The organism is Rodentibacter trehalosifermentans, from assembly GCF_002000545.1.
Taxonomy (GTDB): Bacteria; Pseudomonadota; Gammaproteobacteria; order Enterobacterales; family Pasteurellaceae; genus Rodentibacter; species Rodentibacter trehalosifermentans.
In genome coordinates this window covers 1-1851 of the sequence record NZ_MLHL01000107.1, presented here as the reverse complement: position 1 = coordinate 1851, position 1851 = coordinate 1, and the positions used below count along the sequence as shown (strand labels likewise).

At 44.8% G+C, this 1851-nt stretch carries 2 protein-coding genes; both read right to left on the bottom strand.

Translation table 11 applies throughout. The features are described 5' to 3' along the window. Window positions 1-735: DUF4376 domain-containing protein (locus tag BKK52_RS13100; RefSeq protein WP_244160264.1), on the bottom strand; the 735-nt coding region annotated here is incomplete at its 3' end. A 9-nt stretch (window positions 736-744) separates the two neighbouring features. Further along, window positions 745-1653 (bottom strand): tail fiber protein, encoded by a 909-nt coding sequence (locus BKK52_RS13095; RefSeq protein WP_077474353.1) that lies wholly within the window; start codon window positions 1651-1653, stop codon window positions 745-747. Window positions 1654-1851 lie beyond the last annotated feature (198 nt).

The following is a 1851-nucleotide window of genomic DNA, read 5'->3' as shown; positions in this document are numbered from 1 at the left end:
ATAGGTTTTACTCCAACCAATCGACCAATCATATTCAAGAGGGTTTTCCGCTTGCTCTAATAAAATTTGATGCATATAGGCGTTTTCAAACATCTTTTCTTTGAGGGTTTTCACGGCATCCCAGACAGACTTAAACTCATCAAAGTTAAGTGTGTATGCCGTGTTGTCCGAACAAATGAGCGTATAACTATTCTCTTTGCCGTTTAAATCAAAATCCGCTTTGATTTCAACCAGTGTTGCGCGCCCTTTTTCGTCTGTATCAACCCATTTTCCTATCCGCTCAACATATACCCCACCGTTTACACATTCGTCACGTTTTGCCACGATTTGCGCAAAGACACGTTTGCGCTGTTCAGTTAAAAGTGCGGTCAGTTTTTCTTCATCTTTTACCCAAGTTTCGCCATTCCATTTACAGGGTTCCGTAAGTGGTGCGATTGGTGTGAGGTTTTGCGGTAATTCGCCAAACTCGGTGTGCTCCACCGGCGCGCCTGTTTCCGTGTCGTAATACATACCGCGATTATCTGCGAGATAATCCCAACCGTGTTTTTGTCGTCTAATCACAAATCCTTTTTTGGCTTTGGGTGGCGCGTCGAAATAACTACCGGCGGCAAGGCTACCACCTTCGCTTACATATTCAGTTGTTTTTTGTCTAAAAATGCCGTTATGGTCGGTGGTATAAACCGTGATTTCACCGCTCTCAAGGGCAAAACCGTTATTGTCAAAATTGATTGTCATTGTTGCTCCTTATGCGGCGAGGCAGATATAGTGGAATGCGATATTGCGTGGGCGGTTTTCGCTTGCGGTTGGCACAACCCGGCTTGCATCAAAGTTAATCCCATCAGCATAATCTTTTACTGTTGTTATATTAACAGTTGATAACGCAATATTATGATTGTTAGGGTTTAAACCAAAAACACCATCCAGATAAACTTTATTGGGAACACCTTTTGTAAAGCCGTCGCTATAATGTTTATGTAGAGAACCATTGAAAAATCCGGTCATATTGCGGATTGTATCCCCTTGAGCCGATAATAACCCACGTTCCGAATCCACCCCTCTCTCATTATCCCAACCCCGAATAAACTCCCCACGCAAATCCGGCAATGTGCCTTCAGGGTATTTTTGCGCCAGTTTCGGATAGCGATTTTTATCAAATCGCTGACCATTCATGGCAAGACAGCCATCAGGAATCGCGGCAAGTGGATAGGGAATGGGCACACCGATGAATAAATCCGATAGCGGTTGTAAATCAGATAGCAATGCCAGTGTGCCATTTTTATTCTGTAGCACCTGCTCAAATTCAGTATTGCCATTTTCACTGTGATAACTGATTTTGCCCATGCTGTTTTGGGATTTCGCCATGGCTTCAATGTGTAATGTTTTTTTGCCTTGGGTGAGCTTTAAAATGCCCTGAATGGATAAGGTGCCGGTTATGGTATCGCCTGATTTTGATACCTTATCAATCCCATCCACTCTTCGCCATTCGCTCCACGTGCGGCCGTCAATATTGCGGTTGCGTTGGTATTCTTCGCCGGTGCGGAAGTGGGTATATTTTTGCATCACACCATAGGCAGAGGGTAACACTAACAAGGTTCCGGCGAAACGGACAGGGTAATTCCGCTCATCGGTAGCATTGGCATTTGCCCCTTGCATATAAACGCCATAAGCCTGCACCTCGTTGAGGTTTTGCGTGGTCAGTTCGCCGCGTTTGAAATTCGCCGCAATGCGTTCATCCACCCAAGAACGGTAGGCGACCGTTTCGCTTTTTTCCAGTTTAGGGAAGGAACAATAACGGGATGAATTGTCCGTCATTTTGTAGACGATATTAAACCTTGGGTCGGTTTCGCTTTT